Source organism: Enterobacter sp. JJBC (assembly GCF_036936505.1).
Classification (GTDB): Bacteria; Pseudomonadota; Gammaproteobacteria; order Enterobacterales; family Enterobacteriaceae; genus Enterobacter; species Enterobacter hormaechei_C.
This window is the reverse complement of record NZ_CP136935.1, coordinates 3426401-3452303: the sequence shown is the minus strand read 5'-3', so window position 1 is coordinate 3452303 and position 25903 is coordinate 3426401. Positions and strand designations below refer to the sequence as shown.

The following is a 25903-nucleotide window of genomic DNA, read 5'->3' as shown; positions in this document are numbered from 1 at the left end:
TCGGGCCTACGGGATGTCCAGGCCGGGTAAGCGTTAGCGCCACCCGGCAGAATCCCGCCCCCAAGCCGGAGCCTCGCCTCCGGCTTTTTTGTTTTTGATTGATGTATGTCAAGCAAGATGGGTATGGCGCAATCCGAAAAAAGCGGTATAATCCCGCGATTTTTTTGCGGATGCCACCTCAGAGGAGAAAGAGAATGAAGATTGTGGAAGTGAAACACCCACTCGTTAAACACAAGTTGGGCCTGATGCGTGAGCATGACATCAGCACGAAGCGTTTTCGCGAACTGGCTTCTGAAGTGGGTAGCCTGCTGACCTACGAAGCGACCTCTGATCTGGAAACGGAAAAAGTGACTATCGAAGGCTGGAACGGCCCGGTACAGGTTGAGCAGATCAAAGGTAAAAAAATTACCGTGGTGCCAATCCTGCGTGCGGGTCTGGGCATGATGGAAGGCGTGCTGGAGCACGTCCCAAGCGCGCGTATCAGCGTGGTGGGTATCTACCGTAACGAAGAGACGCTTGAGCCGGTCCCGTACTTCCAGAAGCTGGTCTCTAACATCGATGAGCGTATGGCGCTGGTGGTTGACCCGATGCTCGCGACCGGCGGTTCGATGATCGCCACCATCGACCTGCTGAAAAAAGCGGGATGCAGCAGCATCAAAGTGCTGGTACTGGTTGCGGCGCCGGAAGGTATCGCGGCGCTGGAAAAAGCGCACCCGGACGTTGAACTCTATACCGCGTCTGTCGACCAGGGACTGAACGAGCACGGGTACATCATCCCGGGGCTCGGCGATGCCGGCGATAAGATTTTTGGTACTAAATAATCGAATAACGATAAAGAAGCCGACTTTGATAGTCGGCTTTTTTTTGAATAAAAGCCAACAATGACACTCAGAGGAAAACACTATGACGCGCCGTGCTATCGGGGTGAGTGAAAGACCGCCGCTTTTACAGACAATCCCGCTTAGTTTGCAGCACCTGTTCGCCATGTTTGGCGCAACCGTGCTGGTGCCAATCCTGTTTCACATTAACCCGGCTACCGTGCTGCTGTTTAACGGCATCGGTACGCTGCTTTACCTCTTCATCTGTAAAGGCAAAATCCCGGCCTATCTCGGGTCGAGCTTCGCGTTTATCTCCCCGGTACTGCTGTTGCTGCCGCTGGGTTATGAGGTCGCGCTGGGCGGCTTCATCATGTGCGGCGTGCTGTTCTGCCTGGTCTCCTTCATCGTGAAGAAAGCCGGTACCGGCTGGCTGGACGTGATGTTCCCGCCTGCGGCAATGGGGGCCATCGTTGCCGTCATCGGCCTGGAGCTGGCGGGTGTCGCGGCGAACATGGCTGGGCTGCTGCCTGCGGACGGTCAGTCACCGGATTCTAAAACCATTATTATTTCGCTGGTGACGCTGGGCGTGACGGTATTCGGTTCCGTCCTCTTCCGCGGCTTTATGGCGATTATCCCAATCCTGATCGGCGTGCTGGCGGGTTACGCGCTCTCCTTCGTGATGGGCGTTGTGGATACCACCCCGATTGCCGAGGCGCACTGGTTCGCGCTGCCAACCTTCTACACCCCGCGCTTTGAATGGTTCGCCATTTTCACCATTCTGCCTGCTGCGCTGGTGGTGATTGCTGAGCACGTCGGCCACCTGGTGGTGACGGCGAACATCGTGAAGCGCGACCTGATCCGCGACCCGGGCCTGCATCGCTCCATGTTTGCCAACGGTTTCTCCACCATCATCTCTGGTTTCTTCGGCTCCACGCCAAACACGACTTACGGTGAGAATATCGGCGTAATGGCGATCACCCGCGTCTACAGCACCTGGGTTATCGGCGGCGCGGCGATCATCGCCATTCTGCTCTCCTGCGTTGGTAAACTGGCGGCAGCGATCCAGATTATCCCGGTGCCGGTGATGGGCGGCGTTTCTCTGCTGCTGTACGGGGTGATCGGTGCCTCCGGTATTCGCGTGCTGATTGAATCCAAAGTGGATTACAGCAAGGCGCAGAACCTGATCCTGACCTCCGTTATCCTGATTATCGGCGTGAGCGGCGCGAAGGTGCACATCGGCGCGGCAGAGCTGAAGGGTATGGCGCTGGCGACCATCGTCGGCGTCGGCCTGAGCCTGATTTTCAAGCTGATCTCGGTGATCCGCCCGGAAGAGGTGGTGCTGGACGCGGACGACAGCGAAAAAGCGCCACATTGATCGTCATGCCGGGCGAAGGATCGCCCGGTTCTCTCCTTGCAGGTTCCGTGTTAAACTCCATTCCGATTTTATGTAAGATCTCTGGTTGAGGTATTTCTGAACGGACCGGCACAGCTCTCTCTGCCACTTTATCTCCCTGACGATGAAACTTTCGCGAGTTTCTGGCCGGGTGATAACCCCTCTTTACTGGCTGCACTGCAAAACGTGCTGCGCCAGGAACACAGCGGATACATCTATATCTGGTCACGCGAAGGCGCGGGACGCAGCCACCTGCTGCATGCCGCCTGTGCGGAGCTTTCGGCGCGCGGTGACGCGGTAGGCTATGTGCCGCTGGATAAACGCACCTGGTTTGTGCCTGAGGTGCTGGAGGGCATGGAACATCTCTCCCTGGTCTGCATCGATAATATCGAATGCGTGGCGGGGGACGAACCGTGGGAAATGGCGATCTTTAACCTCTACAACCGCATTCTGGAGTCGGGCAAAACCCGGCTGCTGATCACCGGCGATCGTCCGCCGCGCCAGCTCAATCTGGGGCTGCCGGATCTGGCGTCTCGTCTGGATTGGGGGCAAATCTACAAGCTGCAACCGCTGTCGGATGAAGACAAACTCCAGGCACTTCAGTTGCGCGCCAGACTGCGCGGATTTGAACTGCCGGAAGACGTAGGGCGCTTCCTGCTCAAGCGTCTGGATCGGGAGATGCGCACGCTCTTTGATACGCTCGATCAGCTCGATCGCGCCTCCATCACCGCCCAGCGCAAGCTGACCATTCCGTTTGTGAAAGATATTCTTAAGCTTTGAGTTTTTTGCCCGGTGGCGCTGCGCTTACCGGGCCTACGAAAACCCGTCATACCTTGCAGGCCGGGTAAGGCGCAGCCGCCACCCGGCTAAAGATCCCCCAACAAGTGCTCCACCAGCAGCGGAATCGGTCTTCCCGACGCCACGCTCCGTCCGTTTTCTCGCCACAGCGCCGTCCCGCTGATATCCAGATGCGCCCACGGAATAGTCGGCGGGCAGAAATGGTGCAGCAGCCACGCCGCCGAGGCGCTGATCGCCGCATTGTTGGTCGGCGTGTTGCACAGATCGGCAATCGCGCTGTCGGTTTGCTTTCTCAGCCTCGCATCCAGCGGCAGGGACCACACCTCGTCGCCGCTCCGTTTGCCCGCGAGCGTCAGTGCCTGACGCAACGGCTCATCCTGGGTCATCAGCCCGCTCAGCTCATACCCCAGCGCTTTCACCACCGCTCCGGTTAAGGTCGCCATATCAATAATATAATGCGCCTGCGGATGGCGCTGACTCGCCCAGGCGATAGCGTCTGCCAGCACCAGCCGGCCCTCGGCATCGGTGTTGTTGATTTCCACCGTAATGCCGTTGCAGGCTGTTGCCACCGTGCCGGGCTGCATGGCGTCGGGGCCGATGGCGTTTTCCGCCAGCGCCAGCACGCCCATGATGCGCACGGGTAATTTCTGCTCCGCAACGGTCAGCATCAGCCCGAGCACGTTAGCCGCGCCGCACATGTCATATTTCATGGTGTACATGCCCGCGCCTTCCTTCAGCCACAGGCCGCCGGTGTCAAAGGTAATGCCTTTTCCCACGTAGCAGCGCACCGGGCCATCAGACACGCCGTTATAGTGAATAGCCAGCAGGCGAGGCGGGCAGGTCGCCCCTTTGCCAACGGCGTGCAGTAGCCCCAGCCCCTGCTCAACAATTTGCTTTTCATCCAACACCTCGCAGCGCAGAGCAGGGCTGGCGGCACACAGTTTTTGCGCCTCTTCCACCACAAACTGCGGCGTACAGCGGTCGGATGGCATATCCGCCAGACGTCGTGCCGCAACCATGCCGAGCGCAATGGCCTGCTGCTGGCGGAAGGTCGTCTCCAGCTTCGCCTGCTGTTCCGGCAGGCAGAGGGCAGTGATGCAGGTAAGGCGCAGCGCTTCGTCCGTCTTCTTCAGCTTCAGGTCACTGAGCATGTGTGCCTGATTAAAGAGAAAACGCAGTACCTGCGCCAGCACCACATCGTCGATATCCGTCACGTCCAGCACGAGTTCGGCGCTGGCGGGGGCGGTAAGCAGCGGTCGCAGGGCCGTGATCAACCCTTCGGTCAGGGCGTCATGCCAGAGCGCATCCGGCAACAGAGTGATGCGGGCAAACGGCGCGCAGCCAAAGCGCGCGTCCGCGACGGTGCTCTGCTGGCGCATTTCAGCGATAAGAGCGCTATCCGGTAACAGGGAACTGTCAGCGCGCGCAATCAAATGGCTCTGCGGCTTCGCGTCTGAAAGCGCGTTGATAAACTGGTACGTGATCATCATAACTCCTCAATCGGTGCGCGGATCCGCGCGGCATAGGCCTGCATCCACTCATCATCTACCGCGTGATAGTGCGTTTTCTCCCGCAGGCGTTCAGTACGGAAAACGGTGAGGGGCTGGCGAGCCGTCGCCACCACGAACGAGAAGGTTTTGATGTTGGTCGCGGCGCCAAATTCTCCTTTGCTGTTCATGCACACCACGGAGAGATCGCCCGCGCGACCGAAGCGCGACATCAGTTTGTCTTCCAGTTCGAACACGACCGAATCCGCCGCCTGCTGCGGCGTCATGCCTTGCGCCATCCGGCGAACGATTTCGTAGCTGGTACAGCCCTTCATCAGATCTTCACCGACGCCCGTGGCGGTGGCCGCGCCGGTTTCGCTGTCGCAGTAAAAGCCGGAGCCGATGATGGGTGAGTCACCGAGGCGACCGCGTTTTTTCATAAACAGGCCGCTGGTGGAAGTGGCGACGCTCATCGAGCCCTGTTTATCGAGGCCGATGATGCCGACGGTGTCATGTCCGTCGTAGGGGCTTAACCCCTTATCCAGCGTTTCGCGGCAGCGCTTACGGTAGTGTTGCATGGCGCGATCCGTGAGCATGGTTTTATCGGCAAAGCCCTGGCTCAGCGCCCATTCGCGCGCGCCCTGGCCGACCAGCAGGCTGTTATAACGCTGGCGGCTGAGCGCATGCGCCACGCGCACCGGGTTGGCGATATCCACCAGATTGCCCACGGCGCCGAACGCCAGCGTGTCGCCGTCCATATAGGCCGCGTCCAGCTCTACCTCGCCGTTTTCGGTGGGCAGCCCGCCGTAGCCGACGGATTTATAAAACGGAAAGTCCTCGACGGCGGCGACGGCATCCACTACCGCCGCAGCGACAGGTTTGCCCGCAGCCAGGGCAGACGCGGATTCCGTTACCCCTTCAAGCGCCATTCGCCAGGTTGCGATAATTCCCCACATGCTTTACTCCTGTTTTGCAAGGGTGGTGTCGGTTTGCGTAACGCTGGCTATTTCCGCCGCGCGGTACTGTTTATCCAGGATACGCATGAAAGGCAGGTACAGCATGGCGCCAATCAGCAGGTTGAGAAGCTGCATCACGCTGCCGCTCAGGTGCCCGGTGACGATAAAGCCGCTGATGACCGGCGGCAGCGTCCAGGGGATAAACACCCCGGTGGTGACGGCGACCGCACCAATTTTCATCGCCAAATACTGCACGGTGACCAGCACCAGCGGCACCAGATTGAACGGGATGAGCATGATCGGGTTCATGATCACCGGCAGGCCAAACAGGATCGGTTCGTTGATGTTAAACACCGAGGCACCCGCACCGAGGCGCGCCACTTCGCGCATGTTTTTGCTGCGGGCGAAAATCAGCATCGCAATCACCAGCGACAGCGTGGCGCCCGCGCCGCCCATCCAGATCATGTCAAAAAACTGTTCGGTGATGATGTGCGGCGGCGTCGTTCCCGCCTGAATCGCGGCGATGTTGTCGGTCTGGTTCTCCATCCACAGCGGACGAATAATCCCGTTGATCATCGAACCTGAGTTAATGCCCACTGACCACAGAATGGTGATGCTGAATACGGTCATCAGCGCCCCGAAATAAGAGGTGCCGTAGTGGCGCACCGGGGTGGCAACCACTTCATAAATAAACTGGTGGATGGTGTGGTAGTGGGTGTTTTCAAAGATGATGCGGATAAGCAGCACCAGAATCATCACCAGCAGGGCCGGGATCAGGGCCGCGAACGACTCCTGCACCGCAGGAGGCACGCCGTCCGGCATTTTGATGACCAGCTTTTTGCGCTTCAGCCAGCAGAACAGTTCCGTCCACAGCAGGGAACCGATCATCGCCACGAACAGCCCTTTGCTGCCAATCCACTCCACCGGCATCACGGTAATGCCGCCGTTTTCCGCCACTTTGATAAAGGGCGTCAGGATCAGAAACGCGACCAGCGCCAGGATGCCGCAGGAGATGCGGTCCTCGCCATAATGCTCAGCCAGGCGGTAGGCCACCAGGAAGCTGATAAACAGCGACATGGTTGAGAACACCGCGTTGAACGGGATCTCTATAATCGCACTCCAGCTCTCACCAAAGGCCTGAGACATAAACTGCTGATAGGCCTGATTCGGGAAGGAGGAGATCACCAGCAGGATGGAGCCGACGATGATAAACGGCATGAATGAAACGTAGGCCCCACGAATGGCCCCAAGATGACGCTGCTGGGCCGTTTTCGCCGCCAGCGGCATCAGTTTTGCTTCAAGAAATCCCAGAACATTGTTCATTGTGAACTCCGTACAAGATTGAGAGGTGTTGTTTATGTTATGTCTGTGGATTATCAGTGAAGCGCGGCGAGCGAAAGGTGAAATCGGTCACAAAGCATTCGCTGCTCTGATATAAATCTCATAAGATTAGTTGCGGAGAGAGACGCGATGGAAATCAAACTGCATGCCAACGCCACCACCACACCGCGTATCCGTCGTTATCTTCAGCAGTCAGATAAAAGCGACAGAGAGCTTGCCGTTGAGTTGGGTATCTCGGTCACCACCGTCAGGCGCTGGCGCAACCGCGACCAGGTTTCGGATAACCACACCACGCCAAAAGTGATACATAAAGCGTTGAGACAAGAGCAGGCAGCACTCATAAATGCTCTGCGTGATATCACCGGTGCACCGCTGGATGAACTGCTGCTGCTGGTGAATGACGGACTCGGGATCGCCGTTTCCCGCGCGACCCTGAACCGCTACCTCAAACCGGCTTCGGTAAGACAAAAGGGGGCGTCGTTGCAGGGCAAAAAGGCGCTGAAGGCCGGTATCATGCCGCAGAAGCTACTTCTGCATCATCAGCCGCTATCGCTGCATATGGACGACGGTGGGGAGCAACACCTGCTCTGGGCGCGTGAACCCGTTAGCGGCTGGTGCTACGCCCGGCTTTATGCCGGTGTCTCGCCGCAGTTGCTGACCCGCTGGACGAACGAGGTGCTGGCTGCCTGTCCGGCTGATATTCAATCTGTTGAGACTTTTGGGCTGGCAGTGAACTTGCCGGAGCATAACGTCACCGTAAAAGTGCATTCACAGTATTATCTCGCCCTTCAGGTCACCGTGCCGTTACGCGAAATCATTCCGCGGGTGAACAGTGAACCGGCGGGAGCGCTGTTGATCCAACTGTGTGAGTTTTACAACCGGGGAAAAGCGCAGAAAAAGCTGGGAGAGCGTACGCCGCAGGCGTTTCTGAAAGCGCTGCGGCGTAACGATTAGACGATCCCGAGTACGTCTTCCGGCGGACGGCCGATACGCGCCTTGCCGTTCGCCACCACAATCGGGCGCTCAATCAGCTTAGGATTGTCGACCATCGCCTGAATCAGCCGATCTTCAGTGAGACTGGTATCGTTCAGATTGAGCGACTTATACAGATCTTCTTTCTGACGCATCAGGTCGCGTGCGCTGCCCATGTTAAGCATCTTCAGCAGCTGGCGGATCGTCTGCGCATCCGGCGGCGTCTCCAGATACAACACCACTTCCGGATCGATGCCGTTAGACTTCAGCAGATTCAGCGTCTCGCGGCTCTTGGAGCAGCGAGGGTTATGGTAAATTTTTACCGCGTCTGTCATGACTTCTCCTTTATTACATCTTCTCGTACGGCTTAAAGCGTTGTTGCAGGCCGCGCAGCTGGTCGATTCGCGCATCGTAGCGGGCCTGTTGCAGGCTGCCAAGCTTCACCTGTGAGCTGGCGCTGCTCAACAGGGAAATGGCCTGATCGAGGCGACCCGCCAGCGCCAGGCCTTCCGCACGCGCGGCCAGCTCCTGATCGCGGTTACCCAGTTGCCCCTGGGCCTGGGCGAGCAGTTCCCAGCCGTTCTGGTCATCTTTATTGTTAAAGGTGTAGCGGTTCAGAATGGTCACCGCCTCGCCGGGCTGGCCGCCCTGTAGGTAGGCGTTCGCCAGGTTAAGCTGCAATACCGGATTGTTGCGAATGTCTTTCGCCCCTTTCAGACGATTAATCGCATCGGTCGCTTTTTTCTGCCCCAGATCGATATCGGTGGCGAGGTCAAGATACCACGGATTGTCAGGCGCCGACGCCAGCAGCGGCTGTAGCGCTTTACGCGCTTCATCGTACTTGCTGGCCTCCATCGCCTGGAGCGCCTGACCATACTGCGCCGCGTTCTTCTCGCGCACGTTGCCTTTCGCCAGCGCGTCCAGCAGATCGCTGGTGAGCTGATTACGTCCGGAGTTGTACATGCCAAGCGTTCTCACTTTGGCCATGTAGAAATCCTGCGAAGACTGCACCACGACCGGACGCATCTGGTTGGCACGGTTACGGGCATCCGAGAGTCGGCTTTCCGGCAGCGGGTGGGTCAACAGAATTTCAGGCGGGCGCGACGAGTAGCGTGCCTGGTCGAGCAGTTTTTCCAGGAAGCTCGGCATGGCCTGCGGGTCAAAGCCGGAACGCTGTAAAACCTGAATGCCGATGCGGTCTGCTTCCTGCTCGTTCTGCTGGGTAAAGCTGATCATCCCCTGACGCGTCCCCGCCAGCGTCCCGGTAAGCGCCGCCATCCCGGCCTGCGGGCTGGCCATCGCCAGTAAAATGGAACCCAGCGCGCCCACCCAGGTCAGGGGGGCGTTACGCTTCTGATCTTCCATCGCACGCGCCAGATGGCGCTGGGTGACGTGCGAAATTTCGTGCGCCATGACGGACGCCAGCTGGCTTTCGTTATCGGAATAACGGAACAGCGCCGAATGCAGCACCACGTTCCCGCCAAAGAAGGCGAAGGCGTTGATTTCGTCGTTATTGATTAAATAGAAATGGAAGGGCGTTTTTACCGAGTCGGCGTGCGCCACCAGCCGCATCCCCAGACCGTTGATGTACTGCACCAGCAAAGGGTCGTTAATCAGCGGAGCACTGCCGCGCAGCTGGCGTACGTAATAATCACCCATCTGCATCTCCTGCCCGATGGAGAGCGTGCTTCCTGCCGTGGTGCCCATGTCCGGCAATGAATCGGACGAGTCAGCGAAAGCGGGCAACACCTGACCCACCGTCACGGCGGCAATCAGTGTCGCAACCAGTGTTTTTCTCAACTGCCTGAACATAACCACTGTCCTGTATTTTGGATGTGCTAATTTGACCGATGAACCCGCATAACGTTCATCTCCGCTGCTCTGCGAGTGTAGCCGTGTTAAGAGATGAAGAAAATCCCATTCATCAGGGTTTTGCGAAACCTGACAGTGAAACAAAAAGGAAAGTCTTTTTTGTGACAGTTAGATACAATTCACCGTCTCACTCCCGCCATTCGATTCAGGGAAGGGTTGTATGCTCGAAATGTTAATGCAGTGGTATCGGCGTCGGTTTAGCGACCCGGAAGCCATTGCTTTGCTGGTCATTCTGGTTGCCGGATTCGGTATCCTGTTCTTCTTTAGTGGCCTGCTGGCACCGCTACTGGTGGCGATTGTACTGGCGTATCTGTTGGAGTGGCCCACCGCGCGTCTGGAACATATCGGCTGTTCCCGCCGCTGGGCGACCAGCATTGTCCTGGTGCTGTTTGTCGGTATTCTGCTGCTGATGTCCTTCGTGGTGATGCCCATCGCCTGGCAACAGGGGATCTACCTGATCCGTGATATGCCCGGCATGCTGAATAAACTGTCTGATTTTGCCGCCACGCTGCCGCGCCGCTATCCTGCGCTGATGGACGCCGGGATTATCGATGCGATGGCCGAAAACATGCGCGCCCGCATCATGACCATGGGTGATTCGGTGGTGAAATACTCTCTGGCCTCGCTGGTGGGGTTGCTGACGCTGGCGGTTTACCTTGTTCTCGTGCCGCTAATGGTGTTTTTCCTGGTCAAAGATAAAGAGCAGATGCTGAACGCGGTGCGCCGCGTGCTGCCGCGCAATCGCGGTCTCGCCGGTCAGGTCTGGCAGGAGATGAACCAGCAGATCACCAACTACATTCGCGGCAAAGTGCTGGAGATGATTGTGGTGGGCGTGGCGACCTGGATTGGCTTCGTGATCTTCGGGCTGAACTACTCGCTGCTGCTGGCGGTGCTGGTCGGATTCTCGGTTCTGATCCCGTATATCGGCGCGTTTGTGGTGACCATTCCGGTAGTCGGTGTGGCGCTGTTCCAGTTTGGTCTGGGTACGGAGTTCTGGAGCTGTTTCGCCGTATACCTGATTATTCAGGGACTGGATGGGAACCTGCTGGTACCGGTGCTGTTCTCAGAAGCCGTTAACCTGCATCCGCTGGTGATTATCCTGTCAGTGGTGATTTTCGGCGGGCTGTGGGGATTCTGGGGCGTGTTCTTCGCCATTCCGCTGGCGACGCTGATTAAAGCCGTGGTCCACGCGTGGCCGGATGTGCCGGCGGTGGAGGAGAAGTAGTTTTGCCGGGTGGCGCTGCGCTTACCCGGCCTACTTATTCTTGTAGGTCGGGTAAGGCGAAGCCGCCACCCGACACTCACTTTCAGGCACTTTCTTTCAGCCACTTCAACACCACGTCGTGGTGGTTGCTGGTTTTGAAATCATCAAACACGTGCTCAACTCTACCGTCAGCGCCAATCAGGAAGCTGATACGGTGAATACCGTCGTACGTTTTGCCCATAAAGGACTTCTCACCCCAGACGCCAAACTGCTCGCAAACCTGGTGGTCTTCATCGGAAAGCAGCGTGAAGTTCAGCAGCTCTTTTTCCGCAAAACGTGACAGCTTCTCTGGCTTATCGGTGCTGATGCCCAGCACTTCCACACCGACCTTTTTCAACTCATCCATGTTGTCGCGTAGACCGCAGGCCTGTACGGTACAGCCCGGGGTCATGGCTTTCGGGTAGAAATAGACCAGAACACGCTGTCCCTGGAAGTCGGTCAAATTTACTTGCTCGCCGTCTTGATCCGGTAAGCTAAATTTCGGTGCGATATCACCGGCTTTCAGTGGGTTCATTACTCAACTCCATCCTGTTCGTGCTGCGAATAATCGACGACGCTTATACTGCCTTGCGCGTGTAATTCTGTACAGAGGGCTTTGAACGCTTGCTCGATATTTGACGCATCCTGCGAGGCAGGGCTGTGTGCGGTAATTTGAATAAACAGCGTCGGGATTGCGTTTTCATCGCCCGGCTGCGTGCGGGAAACCAGTTCGGCAATGTTCATCTGATGGCTGTCAAACAGCGCCGTAAAACGTTCAATCAGATGAGGTGAATCAGGCACTTCAACCTGTACCCAGACCGTGGCAGGCAGAGCCGGACGCGGGCGCGCGGTGGTGCGCTTCATCACAATCAGTAAATCCAGCTCTGCGCCTTTCAGCGGCAGGGTAGATTCGATGAGGGTAATGGCATTCCATGTTCCGGAAAGCAGCATGATGAACGTGAACTCTTCGCCAAGCATAGCCAGCCGGCTGTCTTCGATGTTGCAGCCGCAGCTGCTCACGTGGCGAGTGATGGTATTCACGATACCCGGCCTGTCAGCACCCAGCGCAGTGATAACCAGGTAATGTTGTGATGAGGTTGTCAAACCTGTTCTTCCTTTGCGTGGTTAAGTCTTCCTAAGGAAAGCATAAAAAAAACATGCATACAACCGCCTGAGAGCCTCAGGTCGCTTGCTTTTATTACAGTTCCAAACGTAACATTGAGGCTCTTGTTCGCACAGAGGATGGCTCATGTTCACGGGAAGTATTGTCGCGCTTGTTACACCGATGGATGAAAAAGGTAATGTCTGCCGGTCAAGCATGAAGAAGCTCATTGATTACCATGTCGCCAATGGAACCTCGGCGATCGTTTCGGTAGGGACTACCGGTGAATCCGCTACGCTGAGCCACGAAGAGCACGGCGACGTTGTGATGCTGACCCTGGAACTGGCGGACGGGCGTATTCCGGTCATCGCGGGGACGGGCGCAAACGCAACCGCAGAAGCTATCAGTCTGACCCAACGTTTTAACGACAGCGGCATTGTCGGCTGTCTGACGGTGACCCCTTATTACAACCGTCCTACTCAGGAAGGTTTGTTCCAGCATTTCAAAGCCATCGCTGAACATACTGACTTGCCACAAATTCTGTATAATGTGCCGTCCCGTACCGGTTGCGATATGCTGCCGGAAACCGTTGGCCGTCTCTCGAAAGTAAAAAATATTATCGGGATTAAAGAGGCGACAGGGAACTTAAGCCGCGTTCATCAGATCAAAGAGCTGGTTTCAGACGACTTTATCCTGTTGAGCGGTGATGATGCGACCGCGCTGGACTTTATGCAGCTCGGTGGTAACGGCGTGATTTCCGTGACGGCGAACGTGGCGGCGCGCGATATGGCTGACATGTGCAAACTGGCCGCAGCCGGTCACTTTGATGAAGCTCGCGTGATTAATCAGCGTCTGATGCCGTTGCACAATAAATTATTTGTCGAACCCAATCCGATCCCAGTGAAATGGGCATGTAAGGAGTTGGGGCTTGTAGCAACCGACACGCTGCGTCTGCCAATGACACCGATTACCGACCACGGTCGTGAAATTGTCGCTGGCGCGCTGAAGCATGCCGGTTTGCTGTAAAGTTTAGGGAGATTTGATGGCTTATTCAGTACAGAAGTCGCGCCTGGCGAAGGTTGCGGGTGTTTCGCTTGTTATGCTCCTCGCTGCCTGTAGTTCAGACTCGCGCTACAAGCGCCAGGTGAGCGGTGATGAATCCTATCTGGATGCGCCGCCGCTTGCTGAACTTCACGCGCCTGCCGGCATGATCCTGCCGATCCAGAACGGTGATTATAATATTCCGGTTACCAACGGCAGCGGCCTGGTGGGTAAAGCGCTCGATATTCGTCCGCCAGCTCAGCCTCTGGCGCTCGTGAGCGGCGCGCGCACGCAGTTCACCGGTGATACAGCTTCTCTGCTGGTGGAAAGCGCACGCGGTACAACGCTGTGGCCGCAGGTTGTAAGCGTCATTCAGTCGAAAAACTATACGATTGATAAACGCGACGACGCCAGCCAAGCTTTAACCACCGACTGGATTGAGTGGAACCGTCTCGATGAAGACCAGCAGTACCGTGGTCGTTATCAAGTCTCCGTTAAGCCGCAGGGTTATCAGCAGGCGGTTACCGTTAAGCTGTTGAATCTTGAGCAGGCAGGTAAACCGGTTGCCGATCCGTCCGCCATGCAGCGCTACAGCACTGAAATGCTGAACGTGATTGCAGCGGGTCTGGATAAGAACGCTACCGATGCCGCAAACGCCGCGCAGAACCATAACGGCTCAACCTTTGACGTGCAGAGCGGTGCAGACGATACCGGTCTGCCGATGCTGGTGGTGCGTGCGCCGTTTAACCAGACCTGGCAGCGTCTGCCAGCAACGCTTGAAAAAGTGGGCATGAAGGTGACTGACAGCACCCGTTCAACGGGCAGTATCACAGCGACCTATAAGCCGCTGTCTGATAGCGCCTGGCAGGAGTTGGGGGCACGCGATCCACAGCTGCCTTCCGGTGACTACAAAATCCAGGTCGGCGACCTCGATAACCGCAGCAGCCTGCAATTTATCGATCCGAAAGGACACACGCTGACCCAGGCGCAGAACGATGCGCTGGTCGCTGCCTTCCAGGCCGCATTCAGCAAATAATAGTGAGGGCTGGTTATTCCAGCCCTTTTTATTTTCGTGCTACGCAAACGTGTGCGTGGCATAATATGGCCAGTTTTGAATACAAATCATCACACCAGGAGTAATGAAGATGCAGAAGCAAGCTGAGTTGTATCGTGGCAAAGCGAAAACCGTATACAGCACGGAAAACCCGGATCTGTTGGTGCTCGAATTCCGCAATGATACGTCAGCAGGAGACGGCGCACGCATTGAGCAGTTCGATCGTAAGGGCATGGTGAACAACAAGTTCAACCACTTCATTATGACCAAACTGGCCGAAGCCGGTATCCCGACTCAGATGGAAGCGTTGTTGTCCGATACGGAATGTCTGGTAAAAAAACTGGATATGGTGCCGGTTGAGTGCGTGATCCGTAACCGTGCCGCAGGCTCCCTGGTGAAGCGTCTGGGCATCGAAGAAGGTATCGAACTGAATCCACCGCTGTTCGATCTGTTCCTGAAAAACGACGCCATGCATGACCCGATGGTCAACGAATCCTACTGTGAAACCTTCGGCTGGGTAAGCAAAGAGAACCTGGCGCGCATGCAGGAACTGACCTACAAAGCCAACGACGTGCTGAAAAAGCTGTTTGATGACGCGGGCCTGATCCTGGTCGACTTCAAGCTGGAGTTCGGTCTGTACAAAGGCGAAGTGGTGCTGGGCGACGAATTCTCTCCGGACGGCAGCCGCCTGTGGGACAAAGAGACGCTGGATAAAATGGACAAAGACCGTTTCCGCCAGAGTCTGGGTGGCGTGGTCGAAGCGTACGAAGCGGTTGCTCACCGTTTAGGCGTTAAGCTCGACTAAACTGCGCATTTGCCAAAGGATGTGGGCATCCTTTGGCGTCTTATCCTTGTTTACTATGGTAATCCTTTCATTAACCGCCTACGATCATAGCTATTATAAATGGAATAGTTCGAGGTGTTTATGCGCTGGCAAGGGCGTCGTGAAAGTGACAACGTAGAAGACAGACGCAGCAGTGGTGGCGGTGGTCCGTCTATGGGCGGGCCAGGTTTCCGGTTACCCAGCGGCAAGGGCGGCATTATTCTGCTGGTCGTCGTGCTGGTGGCGGGCTACTACGGTGTCGACCTGACCGGTTTGATGACCGGTGAAACCGGGCAACAGCAGCAGTATTCTCAGCGCTCCATCAGCCCAAATGAAGATGAAGCGGCGAAATTTACTTCCGTTATTCTCGCGACGACCGAAGATACCTGGGGTCAGCAGTTCGAGAAAATGGGGCGGACTTATCAGCCGCCAAAACTGGTGATGTACCGGGGCGCAACCCGCACCGGCTGCGGCACCGGGCAGTCCGTTATGGGGCCGTTCTACTGCCCGGCGGACAGCACCGTCTATATCGATCTCTCCTTCTATGACGACATGAAAAGCAAGCTGGGCGCCGACGGCGATTTTGCCCAGGGCTACGTGATCGCGCATGAAGTCGGCCACCATGTGCAGAAGCTCCTCGGCATTGAGCCTAAAGTGCGTCAGATGCAGCAGAATGCGTCTCAGGCGGAGGTGAATCGTCTTTCCGTACGCATGGAGCTTCAGGCCGACTGCTTCGCTGGCGTCTGGGGACACAGCATGCAGCAGCAGGGCGTGCTGGAAACAGGCGATCTGGAAGAGGCCCTGAATGCCGCACAGGCGATTGGTGACGATCGCTTGCAGCAGCAGAGCCAGGGGCGCGTTGTGCCGGACAGCTTTACCCATGGCACCTCAGAGCAGCGCTACAGCTGGTTTAAGCGTGGCTTCGACAGCGGCAACCCGTCGCAGTGTAATACCTTCGGCAAAGCTATGTGATGTTGGGGTTTGAACAGCTGGTTAACCAGCTTCAGCGTACCGGGCACCGCCGGCTGGTGGTGCTCAGCGGCGATGAAGCGTGGACGTTGAGCCAGGTGACCCATCTGCGCGATACGTTACCAGGAGACTGGCTGTGGCTGGAGGAAAACCCCTCTAAGGCCATCAGCGGCCTGCTGGGACGTGAATACCTGCACGCCGTTTTTGACGCGCGAGACGGGTTTGACGTCTCGGCCTTCGCCGCCCTCAGCGGGACCCTGCGCGCCGGAAGCCTTCTGGTGCTGCTGGTGCCGCCGTTCTCCGTCTGGGCCGACAGGCCCGACAGGGATTCTCTGCGCTGGAGCGACAGCGCAGAGCCGATCGCCACCCCGCACTTTGTTCACCACTTTTGCCGGATGCTTGCCGCCGATTCAGATGCCATCGTCTGGCATCAACATCGTCCTCTGTGCCTGCCCGTTGCGCCAGATTTACCCGCCTGGCAGCCCGCCAGCGGTGAACCGCAGCGCGAGCAGGCTGAAATCCTCGACGCTCTTCTGACCATGCCTGCGGGCGTGGCCGCCGTGACGGCGCCGCGCGGACGCGGAAAGTCCGCCCTGGCGGGCATGTTGCTGAGCGGCATTCAGGGGAGTGCAGTAGTGACGGCACCGGCAAAAGGGGCGACGGATGTCATCGCGCGTTTCGCCGGGGAACATTTTCACTTTATGGCCCCGGATGCGCTGCTGGCCTCCACCACAGAAGCTGACTGGCTGATTGTCGATGAGGCAGCCGCTATCCCCGGCCCGCTGCTGGAGAAGCTGGTGTCGCGCTTTCCCCGCGTGTTGCTGACCACCACGGTGCAGGGTTATGAAGGCACGGGCAGGGGATTCCTGCTGAAGTTCTGCGCCCGGTTCAGCGGGCTGCGGCGTTATACCTTATCCACGCCAGTTCGCTGGGCTGCCGGATGCCCCCTTGAGCGGATAGTGGCGAACGCGCTGCTGTTCGACGATGCGCTTATCGATCGCAAACCGGCAGGGGAGGTACGTTTAACGTCGCTGGAGCCCGGGATATGGGAGAGCGATCCGGCGCGCGGGGCAGGCGTGTATGAACTGCTGTGTGCCGCGCACTACCGAACGTCCCCCCTCGATTTACGCCGGATGATGGACGCCCCCGGCCAGCACTTTGCTGTTGCTCAGGCGGGCGCGGAGATCGCGGGCGCGCTCTGGCTGGTGGAGGAGGGGGGATTACCCCCTGAACTTAGCCGCGCAGTATGGGCGGGGTTTCGTCGGCCGCGTGGAAATCTGGTGGCGCAGTCGCTGGCGGCGCACGGCGGTTCGCCGCTCGCGGCGACGCTGAAAGGCCGACGCGTCAGCCGCATTGCGGTTCATCCCCATCGCCAGCGGGAAGGCATCGGCCAGCGGCTGATCCGCAGTGCCAGCGGAGAAGATTATCTCTCGGTCAGCTTTGGCTATACCGACGAGCTGTGGCGTTTCTGGCGGCAGTGCGGGTTTGTGCTGGTGCGGATGGGCAGCCACCGGGAAGCCAGCAGCGGGTGCTATACGGCGATGGCGTTGCTGCCGCTGAGCGAGGCGGGGCATCAGCTCTGCGAACAGGCGCATCAGCGTTTATGTCGTGATATGCGCGTCCTGTCGGCCTGGAATGGCGAAAAGATCCCGGTGACGGATGCATGGGAAGCTACCCTTAATAGTGATGACTGGCTGGAGCTGGCGGGGTTTGCCTTTGCTCACCGGGCGTTTTCAACCTCGGTTGCGGCGCTAACGCGATTGGTGTTAGCCGTGGACATCCCACTCCCGGCGCTGCGCGGGAAAATGGAAGGGAATACGCACGATTTCGGGCGCAAAGCGTTGCTGGCGAAGCTACGCGAGGAAACCGCACGCGCGCTTGAAAGGCTTGATTACTCCCGTAGCCAGCAGCTGAAAGCCGACATTTTGCAATGGCAATTTTTTCAATGACTTCTTCAGTAAAGTGGCATGGTCATTACCCCGCAGAGGCGTAAAATCCTGCTTATCAATTAAGGAGATCGCCATGAAACATGACCATTTTGTTGTGCAAAGCCCGGATACGCCTGCTAAACAGCTCCTGCTTCTGTTTCATGGCGTGGGCGACAATGCCGTCAATATGGGACAGATTGGCAGCTGGTTTGCACCCGTTTTCCCACACGCGCTGATCGTCAGCATCGGCGGCGTGGAGCCGTGCGGTCCGGACGGTCGGCAGTGGTTTTCCGTCGAGGGCGTGACGGAGGAGAATCGTCAGGCGCGTATTGATGCCGTTATGCCAGCCTTTATCGATACCGTGCGTTACTGGCAGCAGCAGAGCGGCGTAGGCGCCGACGCAACGGCGCTGATTGGCTTCTCTCAGGGTTCAATCATGTCGCTGGAAAGCGTAAAAGCGCAGCCCGGACTGGTGTCCCGCGTGATTGCCTTTAACGGGCGTTTTGCGACGTTACCGCAAAGCGCGACCACGCAGACCACGATCCATCTCATTCATGGGGGTGAAGACCGGGTAATTGAGCTTTCGCATGCAGTAGCCGCCCAGGAGACGCTGATGCGCGAGGGCGGAGATGTGACGCTGGATATCGTAGACGATCTGGGGCATGCCATTGACGATCGCAGCATGCAGTTCGCGCTCGATCATCTGCGTTATACCGTACCGAAGCACTACTTTGATGAAGCGCTCAGCGGCGCGAAGCCGAATGACGATGATATCGTCGAGTTTATTTAAACATTTCCCCTCACCCTAACCCTCTCCCCAAAGGGATAGGGAACAAAACCCCCCTCGTCCCTCTGGGGAGAGGGGCCGGGGGTGAGGGGTGTGTACAATTACTTCTTCTGGTCCTTCTTCGGCCAGTCGTCTTCATCGTCCCACTTGTCGTTAAAATCACGGTGCGGCGGAAGATCCGGTTTGTTGGCAAGGAACTTTTTGTGGTCAACGCGCTTGAGATCTTTAATCACGTTAAGCAGCACGCCTACCAGAAATACCAACACCAGAATCCACCAGTACTTTGAAAGCCAGTCCATTCGCTAATCCTCTTTAAGCACCCGTCAGGCGACGAGTTGCTCCATAATACGTTGATACATGCGGGCCAGCAGTTGTAAATCGGCAGCGTTCACGCATTCATTGATTTTGTGAATCGTCGCGTTAACCGGACCCAGTTCGACAACCTGTGCGCCCATGCGGGCGATAAAGCGTCCGTCAGACGTGCCGCCCGTTGTCAGCAGTTGTGGCTTAATTTCATTATAGTGCGCAATGGCGTTCACTACCGCATCCACCAGTTTACCGCGCTGCGTCAGGAACGGCTGGCCAGACAGCCACCAGTCGAGGGTATAGCGCAGCTGATATTTCTCGAGCAGCGCAATCACTCGCGCTTTGATCATCTCGTCAGTCAGTTCGGTGCTGAAGCGGAAGTTAAACTGGACGAAGAGATCGCCGGGAATGACGTTGTTGCTGCCGGTGCCAGCCTTGATGTTGGCTATCTGCATGCTGGTTGGCGGGAAAAATTCATTGCCTTTATCCCATTCAATGCTCACCAGTTCGTTCAGCATCGGCGCGGCGCGGTGTACCGGGTTATCCGCCAGGTGCGGATAGGCAACGTGGCCCTGCACGCCATGAATAGTCAAATTGCAGGTCAGGGATCCACGGCGGCCATTTTTCACCACATCGCCCACCACTTCGGTGCTGGACGGTTCGCCCACCAGACAGTAGTCCAGACGTTCATTGCGCGCCATCAGCGCCTCAACGACCTTCACGGTGCCGTTGTGGGCGCTGGCTTCTTCATCGGAGGTAATCAAAAACGCAAGACGGTTTTTATGGTTCGGATGCTGGGCGACGAAACGCTCTGCCGCCACGACCATCGCAGCCAGGGAACCTTTCATGTCCGCAGCGCCGCGTCCGAAAAGCATGCCGTCTCGAATGGTCGGCTCAAAAGGCGGGTTGATCCAGCGGTCTGCGTCGCCCGCGGGAACTACGTCAGTATGTCCGGCAAACGCCAGCGTCTCCCCCTGACCGCGCCATGCCCAGAAGTTCTGCGTATCGCCAAAATCCATGTGCTCCACGGTAAAACCGATGGCACGCAGGCGCTCAATCATTAATGCCTGACAACCTGCGTCGTCCGGGCTAAGGGAAGGACGGCGAATAAGCTGCTGAGTCAGCTCAATGACCGGGCATGACATAGACTACACCTCAACGAATAAATCTGAATAAAGGGTTTCACTGAAACCCAGCAGCATAGGCTGACCTGGCTTGCAGAGCAATGGGCGTTTGATGATTGCCGGCATTTCAAGCATCAATTTGGCTGCGCTGTCGGCGTCGTTGATCGTGGCCCGGAGAGATTCATCCAGTTTTCGCCAGGTGGTCCCGCGGGTATTCAGCAGCGCTTCCCATCCCAGTTCGTTGATGGCGGAATGGAGAAACGCGGGGTCAAGCCCGTCGGCACGGTAATCGTGGAAGCGATAGTCGATGTTGTGTGCTTCCAGCCAGCGGCGGGCTTTTTTAATCGTGTCGCAATTCTTAATGCCGTACATCACAACCATAGTGAATCCTTTTGTTCTTTTGTGGATTTAATGTTCAATATTTTCGAAGATATATCCTTAAGTGGAATATAACACATTCGGAATTTTTCGGGATTTACAATTCTCCATAATTCAACGAACAGCTGTAAGCTGAATAGTCTTTCATCTTTTAAGCATAGTTGTCCACCCTGTTTAAATTGCCAATAAACTCAGGGGGAAATTAAAAATGCTGTCATTTTTCCGACTATTTCAAAATATTGCTGTAGGTCACATAAAATTTACCCGGCAACGCTCATAGTGATCCTAAACCTACCAGTACAGCGGGGCTCAATCACAGCAATCGGTTAAAGTGGCTTCACAATGATGATACGTTTTCGTAGAATGCGCATAATAATAAGAGAGGTTGTTATGATTGAACGTGAACTGGGGAACTGGAAAGATTTTATCGAAGGCATGCTTCGTAAATGAATTTCCGGTAAGAAATGCAAGAGCACTTAATTAACTAAAATAACCATAGTGTGAAAGAATCACACAATAAAAAGGCGGCCTGTAAAGCCGCCTTTTTTATTTCAACGGGTTATTCCGGCTTATCCTTCAGCGGGAAACGACGACGTATCAGCACAAAGAACAGCGGTACGAAATAGATAGCCAGTATCGTCGCGGATATCATTCCCCCCATAACGCCCGTACCCACCGCGTGCTGGCTGCTGGAGCCTGCGCCGGAACTGGTGGCCATCGGCAGGACGCCAAACACAAAAGCCAGAGAGGTCATCAGGATCGGACGCAGGCGCTGACGACAGGCGTGCAGCGTGGCGGCCATCAGTTCGTGACCTTTGGCATTCATCTCATTGGCAAATTCGACGATCAGAATGGCGTTTTTTGCCGACAATCCGATCACGGTGAGGAGTCCGACCTGGAAATAGACATCATTTTCCAGGCCGCGCATCCAGGTTGCCAGCAGCGCGCCGATGACCCCGAGAGGCACCACCAGCATCACCGAGAACGGCACTGACCAGCTTTCATACAGCGCCGCCAGGCAGAGGAATACCACCAGCAGCGAAAGAGCATACAGGGCAGGCGCCTGAGCGCCGGAAAGCCGTTCCTGGTAAGACATCGCCGTCCACTCCAGGCCAAAGCCGGTCGGTAACTGCTGAACCAGTTTTTCCATAATGTCCATTGCGGTACCGGTACTGACGCCCGGCGCGGCTTCACCGACAATCTCCAGCGCCGAATAGCCGTTGTAACGCTCCAGACGCGGCGAACCGGTCTCCCAGCGTGACGTCGCAAACGCCGAGAACGGCACCATGCCGCCGGTGTTATTGCGCACATACCAGCGGTTGATATCGTCCGGCAGCATGCGGTATTTGGCGGCAGACTGAACGTAGACCTTCTTCACGCGGCCGCGATCCATAAAGTCATTTACGTAGCTTGAGCCCCATGCCGTTTGCAGGGTGTCGTTAATGTCGTCGATGGAGACGCCCAGCGCCTGCGCTTTACGCTGGTCAATATCCACCTGTAGCTGAGGGCTGTCATCCAGACCGTTATGACGAACGCGGGTAAGCTGCGGATCTTTGCCGGCCAGCTCGAGCAGTTTATCGCGAGCAGCCATCAACGCGTCATGCCCGGCACCCGCGTGATCCTGAAGCTCCATATCAAACCCGGCTGAGCTGCCCAGGCCGCTGATGGCGGGCGGGCTGCTGGCGAAAACGCGCGCTTCCTTGATTTTGTTGAACGCTTTGGTTGCACGCTCAATGATGGCAAAGGAGGAGCCGGTATCGCTGTCGCGCTGGTCCCAGTCTTTCAGGCGCACAAACATACGCGCCACGTTCTGCCCGTTACCGCCGGGGCCAGAGCCGACGGTGGAGAAGACTGAGACCACGTTATCTTTCTCCTGAGTATGGAAGTAGTTCTCAACCTTCTGCACCACTTTCAGGGTCTGCTGCTGGGTCGAGCCGCTCGGTAACTGTACGGAGGTAATAAACATGCCGCGATCTTCCAGCGGCAGGAACGAGGTTGGCAGCCGCAGGAACAGGAAGACCATGCCGCCGAGCAGCAGGACATAAACCACCATCCAGCGCACGCTGCGGTGCAGTACTTTACCCACGCCCGCTTCATAGCGCGCCGCATTGCGGTTAAACATGCGGTTAAACCAGCCGAAGAAGCCTTTTTGACCGTGGTGTTCGCCCTTATGCAGCGGTTTGAGCAGCGTCGCGCACAGGGCAGGGGTAAGGATCATTGCCACGAGTACGGAGAGCACCATTGCAGAGACGATGGTGATCGAGAACTGGCGATAAATCGCGCCCGTGGTGCCGCCAAAAAATGCCATCGGGATAAATACCGCCGACAGCACCATGGCGATACCGACCAGCGCGCCCTGAATTTGTCCCATCGATTTGCGCGTGGCCTCGCGGGGCGAAAGCCCTTCCTCGCTCATAATGCGCTCGACGTTTTCCACCACCACGATGGCATCATCCACCAGCAGGCCGATGGCCAGCACCATGGCGAACATGGTCAGGGTGTTGATGCTGTAACCGAAGGCATACAGCACCGCAAAGGTTCCCAGCAGCACCACCGGCACCGCAATGGTGGGGATCAGCGTGGCGCGGAAGTTTTGCAGGAACAGGTACATCACGAGGAACACCAGCGCGATAGCTTCGAGCAGGGTTTTCACCACATCTTCGATGGAGGCTTTTACGAATGAGGTGGTTTCGTAGGCGACTTTGTACTCCAGTCCGTGCGGGAAGTAATGCGACAGTTCATCCAGACGCTCTAACACCCGCTGCGCGGTCGCCATTTCGTTGGCGCCGGAGGCCAGTTTTACCCCCAGTCCGGACGCGGCATTGCCGTTAAAGCGACTCAGGTAGTCATATTTTTCCGCCCCCATTTCCACGGTGGCGACATCCCCCAGACGCACTTCCGAACCGTCCTGATTCACGCGCAGAGTAATATCGCGGAACTGTTCAGGCGTCTGGAGCAGCGACTGGGAGTTGATGGTGGCATTAAGCGCCTGGTTATCCACGGACGGCGTACCGCCGAGCTGCCCCACGGCAATCTGGGCGTTCTGCGATTCGATAGCGTCGGTGACATCTTTAGCGGTCATCTGCACGCTGTTAAGCTTGTTGGGATCCAGCCAGATACGCATGGAGTACTGCGAGCCGTAGGCGTCGATATCACCCACGCCGTTGATACGGCTGAGCGGGTCCTGAATATTACTGGCGACGTAGTCCGCGATGTCCTGCTTATCCATCGAGCCATCGGTTGAAACAAACGCGATGGTCAAAATATTGGTGTCACCGGTTTTACGCACGGTCACCCCCTGGTTCTGCACCGCCTGAGGCAGTTTACGCAGGGCCGATTGCAGCTGGTTTTGCACCTGCTGCACCGCTTCATCCGGATCCGTGCCCGCCGTAAAGCTCAGGGTTACCGTCGCCTGGCCCGTGGCACTGCTCTGCGAGGACATGTACATCAGGTTATCAAGACCCGTCATGTTCTGCTCGATAACCTGCGTGACGGTATTTTCCAGCGTCTGTGCCGAGGCGCCAGGATAGTTCGCCGTGATACGCACGTTGGGGGGCGCGAGGTCGGGGTATTGCTCAACAGGAAGGGAAGTAATCGCCAGGACACCCGTCAGACACAACAGGATTGCAAGCACCCAGGCAAAAATGGGGCGATCGATGAAAAAATTCGCCATTAAAGTGTGACCTCGTTTTGCTGCACGTCATTATTGTTTATTGCCCGCCTAACTTTAGCGGTAAGGCCCAGGTCAAACGTGGAGAAATAAAGGAGATAATGTAAATTATCATGCGCTTTTTTCAGCGCGCCTTCTTTCCCGCTATTTTTCAGCCTGCGCCGCAGGCGTCCGGAACGTTACGCTGACCTGTGTCCCACCCTGTGGCGGCTGAGAAAAGTGTAATGTCCCGCCGAGCCGTCCCGCGCGTTCGCGCATGATATTCAGCCCGTAATGCCCCGGCGGTTCACTGGCGTCGCCGATACCAATACCGTTGTCGCGGATCGTGACCGTGTGAGTGCCGTCCGCGGTGGTGACGCAGCTGACCACAATCTCGCTCGCGTCGGCATGTTTAATCGCATTCAGCACTGCCTCACGCACAATCTGTAAGAGGTGCACCTGTTTTTGCGCGTCCAGCGCCAGCGATGAGAGACGGCAGTCGAGCACCAGCTTCGCGCTGGTCTGGCTTTGCAACCCGTCAAGAGACTCCTGTAGCGCGGCAGGAAGATTGGCGTGATTGAGCGTCAGGCGGAAGGTGGTGAGCAGCTCGCGTAGCTGATGCCAGGCGTTATTCAGCTCGCGAGAGAAGTCCGTAATGATGGCCTGCGCCGGGGCATTGTCGCCCGGCACGGCATGCTTCAGCAGCGTAAGCTGAATACGCAAATAGGAGAGCACCTGCGCCAGCGAATCATGCAACTCGCGCGCGATGGTGGCGCGCTCTTCCATCAGCAGCAACTGCTGATAATGTTTCTGCGCCTGATTGAAATAGAGCCCCCGGCCCAGCATCGTCGCCACGCTTTCCATGAGCGGCAGCGGAACATCCCCGGTCGCGCTTTGCCAGCGCAGTTCGCCGTACAGGGTGTCCTGCATTAATACCGGTAAATTGTGCATTTTCTCGCCCGGGGACTCCTGTCCTTCGTAAAGCTGCCAGTCGTCACTGGTGCGCAATTGCAGGTAATTCATCTGCGTATAGTCATGCACAATCTGCAAAATATGCCGGAAGCAGTGGCTGTCTATCTGCCCGGTATTCAACGCCTGTGAGCATTTGAACAGCATTTCGAGCTGCTGATGCGCTTCATTCAGGTGGCGGGTTTTTTCAGCAACGGAGTGCTCCAGGGAACGGTACAGGGTGTGTAATTCCGCCGACATATGGTTGAAGGCGCGGGAAAGCTGGCCCAGCTCGTTGGGAAGCATAATATCCGGCGCGGGGGTATCGAACTGCCCCTGTTCGATACGCTCGCTCGCTGCCACCAGATTATTCAGCGGCAGCACAACCTGACGGCGGATGCGCCGCAGGGTCACCACCGCCAGCAGCAGGATGCCCAGGCCGCCCGTCAGCGACATGAAAATCACCAGCTGTATCTTATGTTCGGTGTAGTGCTGTAGCGCCAGCACAAAGGCATCTATCCGGCCCACGAAATCCTCTATGTGGCTCTGATACCACCCGGTATCGCCGCTGGCGATACGCGTGTCCATCTCCTGCCAGCCAAGCTGCAACTGCTGGTAACGCTGTTTGACGTCCTCTGGCACGTACCAGCGGTTTAGCTTCTGCAACGCAGGCGCGCTCAGCGTTTTCTGCCAGACCGCGCGGTGCTCTGCCAGCGACGGGCTGGCGCGCTGCATTTCGTAGCCCAGGCGGTAGCTCTGCATGCGCAGCGAACCGGCAATGTTAATCGCCTCGGCGTCGCGCTGGCTGCTGGCGAGTGTAACCAGCGCAATGGCGCTGATCAGAACGGACAAGACAATCATCGAAAAGAAAGCCCGGGCCAGGCTTCCCGATACGGGGCGTTTAACGGTCACTC

24 protein-coding genes are annotated in these 25903 nt (G+C 57.0%); 12 read left to right on the top strand and 12 right to left on the bottom strand.

Annotated features, from left to right (window positions below; genetic code table 11):
- Positions 1 to 194 precede the first annotated feature (194 nt).
- The 3 genes from upp to RY075_RS16565 all read left to right on the top strand — a co-directional run bounded on the left by upp (position 195) and on the right by RY075_RS16565 (position 2991).
- Positions 195 to 821 (top strand): uracil phosphoribosyltransferase, encoded by a 627-nt coding sequence (gene upp / locus RY075_RS16575; RefSeq protein WP_003860560.1) that lies wholly within the window; start codon positions 195 to 197, stop codon positions 819 to 821.
- Between the two features lie 82 nt (positions 822 to 903).
- On the top strand, positions 904 to 2193 hold the full coding sequence (gene uraA, locus RY075_RS16570) for a uracil permease (RefSeq protein ID WP_003860558.1): 1290 nt from the start codon (positions 904 to 906) through the stop codon (positions 2191 to 2193).
- Between the two features lie 96 nt (positions 2194 to 2289).
- Complete coding sequence (locus RY075_RS16565; protein WP_211482948.1) at positions 2290 to 2991, top strand: DnaA inactivator Hda; 702 nt, start codon at positions 2290 to 2292, stop codon at positions 2989 to 2991.
- A gap of 86 nt (positions 2992 to 3077) precedes the next feature.
- On the opposite strand, the gene RY075_RS16560 is transcribed toward RY075_RS16565, so the two are convergent.
- From RY075_RS16560 to celB, 3 genes are read right to left on the bottom strand one after another with little or no spacing between them, the layout of a single operon-like run.
- Complete coding sequence (locus tag RY075_RS16560; protein WP_023325034.1) at positions 3078 to 4496, bottom strand: leucyl aminopeptidase family protein; 1419 nt, start codon at positions 4494 to 4496, stop codon at positions 3078 to 3080.
- Positions 4496 to 5452, bottom strand: a complete 957-nt coding sequence (locus RY075_RS16555) for a N(4)-(beta-N-acetylglucosaminyl)-L-asparaginase (RefSeq protein ID WP_063944233.1) — start codon at positions 5450 to 5452, stop codon at positions 4496 to 4498. Before RY075_RS16555 ends, RY075_RS16560 begins: the two co-directional genes overlap by 1 nt.
- 3 nt (positions 5453 to 5455) lie before the next feature.
- Positions 5456 to 6775 carry a PTS cellobiose transporter subunit IIC gene (gene celB, locus RY075_RS16550; RefSeq protein WP_109948718.1) on the bottom strand — a complete coding sequence of 440 codons (1320 nt, stop codon included), beginning with the start codon at positions 6773 to 6775 and terminating at the stop codon, positions 5456 to 5458.
- Between the two features lie 147 nt (positions 6776 to 6922).
- Between celB and RY075_RS16545 the strand changes: the two genes are divergently transcribed.
- Complete coding sequence (locus RY075_RS16545; RefSeq protein WP_045345535.1) at positions 6923 to 7747, top strand: homeodomain-like domain protein; 825 nt, start codon at positions 6923 to 6925, stop codon at positions 7745 to 7747.
- Here the strand turns inward: RY075_RS16545 and arsC are convergent.
- Together arsC and bepA are read right to left on the bottom strand one after the other, a co-directional pair.
- Positions 7744 to 8100: an arsenate reductase (glutaredoxin) gene (gene arsC, locus RY075_RS16540; RefSeq protein WP_003860549.1), complete on the bottom strand. Its 357-nt coding sequence runs from the start codon at positions 8098 to 8100 to the stop codon at positions 7744 to 7746. The genes RY075_RS16545 and arsC overlap by 4 nt on opposite strands.
- Before the next feature lie 13 nt (positions 8101 to 8113).
- Entirely contained in the window at positions 8114 to 9577 is a 1464-nt protein-coding gene (gene bepA / locus RY075_RS16535; RefSeq protein WP_003860547.1) for a beta-barrel assembly-enhancing protease, read from the bottom strand.
- Positions 9578 to 9797: 220 nt separating this feature from the next.
- Between bepA and RY075_RS16530 the strand changes: the two genes are divergently transcribed.
- Positions 9798 to 10862: an AI-2E family transporter gene (locus tag RY075_RS16530; RefSeq protein WP_003860546.1), complete on the top strand. Its 1065-nt coding sequence runs from the start codon at positions 9798 to 9800 to the stop codon at positions 10860 to 10862.
- An 82-nt stretch (positions 10863 to 10944) separates the two neighbouring features.
- On the opposite strand, the gene bcp is transcribed toward RY075_RS16530, so the two are convergent.
- Both bcp and RY075_RS16520 read right to left on the bottom strand, forming a co-directional pair.
- A complete protein-coding gene (gene bcp, locus RY075_RS16525; RefSeq protein WP_003860544.1) occupies positions 10945 to 11415 on the bottom strand; it encodes a thioredoxin-dependent thiol peroxidase in 471 nt (156 codons plus the stop codon).
- A complete protein-coding gene (locus RY075_RS16520; protein ID WP_000213743.1) occupies positions 11415 to 11984 on the bottom strand; it encodes a glycine cleavage system transcriptional repressor in 570 nt (189 codons plus the stop codon). Before RY075_RS16520 ends, bcp begins: the two co-directional genes overlap by 1 nt.
- Before the next feature lie 145 nt (positions 11985 to 12129).
- On the opposite strand from RY075_RS16520, the gene dapA reads away from it, so the two are divergent.
- The 6 genes from dapA (at position 12130) to ypfH (ending at position 18587) form a co-directional block, all read left to right on the top strand.
- Positions 12130 to 13008: a 4-hydroxy-tetrahydrodipicolinate synthase gene (gene dapA, locus RY075_RS16515; protein WP_003860542.1), complete on the top strand. Its 879-nt coding sequence runs from the start codon at positions 12130 to 12132 to the stop codon at positions 13006 to 13008.
- A gap of 16 nt (positions 13009 to 13024) precedes the next feature.
- Complete coding sequence (bamC, locus tag RY075_RS16510) at positions 13025 to 14059, top strand: outer membrane protein assembly factor BamC (RefSeq protein ID WP_325773843.1); 1035 nt, start codon at positions 13025 to 13027, stop codon at positions 14057 to 14059.
- Between the two features lie 109 nt (positions 14060 to 14168).
- Entirely contained in the window at positions 14169 to 14882 is a 714-nt protein-coding gene (purC, locus tag RY075_RS16505) for a phosphoribosylaminoimidazolesuccinocarboxamide synthase (protein WP_001171626.1), read from the top strand.
- Between the two features lie 120 nt (positions 14883 to 15002).
- Positions 15003 to 15872, top strand: coding sequence for a neutral zinc metallopeptidase (locus RY075_RS16500; protein ID WP_001303362.1), 870 nt, complete (start codon positions 15003 to 15005; stop codon positions 15870 to 15872).
- Entirely contained in the window at positions 15872 to 17818 is a 1947-nt protein-coding gene (locus RY075_RS16495) for a GNAT family N-acetyltransferase (protein ID WP_109948716.1), read from the top strand. The genes RY075_RS16500 and RY075_RS16495 overlap by 1 nt, the downstream gene beginning before the upstream one ends.
- 73 nt (positions 17819 to 17891) lie before the next feature.
- Positions 17892 to 18587, top strand: a complete 696-nt coding sequence (gene ypfH, locus RY075_RS16490) for an esterase (RefSeq protein WP_023314628.1) — start codon at positions 17892 to 17894, stop codon at positions 18585 to 18587.
- A gap of 98 nt (positions 18588 to 18685) precedes the next feature.
- Here the strand turns inward: ypfH and RY075_RS16485 are convergent, their stop codons facing one another.
- From RY075_RS16485 to RY075_RS16475, 3 genes are read right to left on the bottom strand one after another with little or no spacing between them, the layout of a single operon-like run.
- Positions 18686 to 18883: a YpfN family protein gene (locus RY075_RS16485; protein WP_000383991.1), complete on the bottom strand. Its 198-nt coding sequence runs from the start codon at positions 18881 to 18883 to the stop codon at positions 18686 to 18688.
- A 24-nt stretch (positions 18884 to 18907) separates the two neighbouring features.
- On the bottom strand, positions 18908 to 20035 hold the full coding sequence (gene dapE, locus RY075_RS16480; RefSeq protein ID WP_003863566.1) for a succinyl-diaminopimelate desuccinylase: 1128 nt from the start codon (positions 20033 to 20035) through the stop codon (positions 18908 to 18910).
- 3 nt (positions 20036 to 20038) lie between these two features.
- Positions 20039 to 20395, bottom strand: coding sequence for an ArsC family reductase (locus tag RY075_RS16475; RefSeq protein ID WP_015572203.1), 357 nt, complete (start codon positions 20393 to 20395; stop codon positions 20039 to 20041).
- Positions 20396 to 20782: 387 nt separating this feature from the next.
- Here RY075_RS16475 and ypfM point away from each other — a divergent pair, with 387 nt between their 5' ends.
- Entirely contained in the window at positions 20783 to 20842 is a 60-nt protein-coding gene (gene ypfM, locus RY075_RS16470; protein ID WP_015572204.1) for a protein YpfM, read from the top strand.
- Positions 20843 to 20951: 109 nt separating this feature from the next.
- Here the strand turns inward: ypfM and acrD are convergent, their stop codons facing one another.
- Entirely contained in the window at positions 20952 to 24065 is a 3114-nt protein-coding gene (gene acrD, locus RY075_RS16465; protein WP_109949130.1) for a multidrug efflux RND transporter permease AcrD, read from the bottom strand.
- Between the two features lie 141 nt (positions 24066 to 24206).
- Positions 24207 to 25901, bottom strand: a complete 1695-nt coding sequence (narQ, locus tag RY075_RS16460) for a nitrate/nitrite two-component system sensor histidine kinase NarQ (protein WP_109949129.1) — start codon at positions 25899 to 25901, stop codon at positions 24207 to 24209.
- Positions 25902 to 25903 lie beyond the last annotated feature (2 nt).

What these genes read in the sequence shown, in the direction of transcription:
- bcp (WP_003860544.1), bottom strand. Translation starts at nt 11,415, where the DNA reads ATGAACCCACTGAAAGCCGGTGATATCGCACCGAAATTTAGCTTACCG.
- bamC (WP_325773843.1), top strand. Translation starts at nt 13,025, where the DNA reads ATGGCTTATTCAGTACAGAAGTCGCGCCTGGCGAAGGTTGCGGGTGTT.
- bepA (WP_003860547.1), bottom strand. Translation starts at nt 9,577, where the DNA reads ATGTTCAGGCAGTTGAGAAAAACACTGGTTGCGACACTGATTGCCGCC.
- arsC (WP_003860549.1), bottom strand. Translation starts at nt 8,100, where the DNA reads ATGACAGACGCGGTAAAAATTTACCATAACCCTCGCTGCTCCAAGAGC.
- acrD (WP_109949130.1), bottom strand. Translation starts at nt 24,065, where the DNA reads ATGGCGAATTTTTTCATCGATCGCCCCATTTTTGCCTGGGTGCTTGCA.
- upp (WP_003860560.1), top strand. Translation starts at nt 195, where the DNA reads ATGAAGATTGTGGAAGTGAAACACCCACTCGTTAAACACAAGTTGGGC.
- RY075_RS16560 (WP_023325034.1), bottom strand. Translation starts at nt 4,496, where the DNA reads ATGATCACGTACCAGTTTATCAACGCGCTTTCAGACGCGAAGCCGCAG.
- celB (WP_109948718.1), bottom strand. Translation starts at nt 6,775, where the DNA reads ATGAACAATGTTCTGGGATTTCTTGAAGCAAAACTGATGCCGCTGGCG.
- RY075_RS16475 (WP_015572203.1), bottom strand. Translation starts at nt 20,395, where the DNA reads ATGGTTGTGATGTACGGCATTAAGAATTGCGACACGATTAAAAAAGCC.
- dapA (WP_003860542.1), top strand. Translation starts at nt 12,130, where the DNA reads ATGTTCACGGGAAGTATTGTCGCGCTTGTTACACCGATGGATGAAAAA.
- RY075_RS16555 (WP_063944233.1), bottom strand. Translation starts at nt 5,452, where the DNA reads ATGTGGGGAATTATCGCAACCTGGCGAATGGCGCTTGAAGGGGTAACG.
- dapE (WP_003863566.1), bottom strand. Translation starts at nt 20,035, where the DNA reads ATGTCATGCCCGGTCATTGAGCTGACTCAGCAGCTTATTCGCCGTCCT.
- RY075_RS16495 (WP_109948716.1), top strand. Translation starts at nt 15,872, where the DNA reads ATGTTGGGGTTTGAACAGCTGGTTAACCAGCTTCAGCGTACCGGGCAC.
- RY075_RS16500 (WP_001303362.1), top strand. Translation starts at nt 15,003, where the DNA reads ATGCGCTGGCAAGGGCGTCGTGAAAGTGACAACGTAGAAGACAGACGC.
- ypfH (WP_023314628.1), top strand. Translation starts at nt 17,892, where the DNA reads ATGAAACATGACCATTTTGTTGTGCAAAGCCCGGATACGCCTGCTAAA.
- RY075_RS16485 (WP_000383991.1), bottom strand. Translation starts at nt 18,883, where the DNA reads ATGGACTGGCTTTCAAAGTACTGGTGGATTCTGGTGTTGGTATTTCTG.
- purC (WP_001171626.1), top strand. Translation starts at nt 14,169, where the DNA reads ATGCAGAAGCAAGCTGAGTTGTATCGTGGCAAAGCGAAAACCGTATAC.
- uraA (WP_003860558.1), top strand. Translation starts at nt 904, where the DNA reads ATGACGCGCCGTGCTATCGGGGTGAGTGAAAGACCGCCGCTTTTACAG.
- RY075_RS16530 (WP_003860546.1), top strand. Translation starts at nt 9,798, where the DNA reads ATGCTCGAAATGTTAATGCAGTGGTATCGGCGTCGGTTTAGCGACCCG.
- RY075_RS16545 (WP_045345535.1), top strand. Translation starts at nt 6,923, where the DNA reads ATGGAAATCAAACTGCATGCCAACGCCACCACCACACCGCGTATCCGT.